At 45.1% G+C, this 461-nt stretch carries 1 pseudogene; it reads left to right on the forward strand.

Annotated elements, in window-relative coordinates:
• Positions 1 to 219 precede the first annotated feature (219 nt).
• Positions 220 to 461, forward strand: a pseudogene (locus WCE05_RS25980) (D-xylose ABC transporter substrate-binding protein); the annotation flags it as partial.

Consider the following 461-nt stretch of genomic DNA (forward strand, 5'->3'; position numbering starts at 1 on the left):
GTCAGAGACAGTCCAGTGCAATAATAAGAGCGTGCATGAATAAAATACGATCGCCGTCATAATTTGCACATTAAACGAAATTTCATAACGGCAAAATAAGAACCGGTAATTGCCAGCCCTGCTTTCCGCGTTAAGAATCTGTAACGTATCCGCAACCTCATGTATCAAACATTATTTTCCGTTCGTCTTACCTACCCTTACAAAAAAGGTATCGTTATTATGAAGATAAAGAACCTTTGCCTTACGCTTTGCGCCAGCTCCCTCCTGCTCGCCAGCATGGCGGGGATGGCGAAAGAAGTGATGATTGGCATGGCCATCGACGATCTGCGTCTGGAGCGCTGGCAGAAAGACCGTGATATTTTCGTCAATAAAGCGGAATCCTTAGGCGCCAAAGTTTTTGTCCAGTCCGCTAATGGCAATGAAGAAACGCAGATGTCGCACATTGAAAACATGATCAACCG

The organism is Pseudomonas sp. I2, from assembly GCF_040984075.1.
GTDB classification, from domain to species: domain Bacteria; phylum Pseudomonadota; class Gammaproteobacteria; order Pseudomonadales; family Pseudomonadaceae; genus Aquipseudomonas; species Aquipseudomonas guariconensis_B.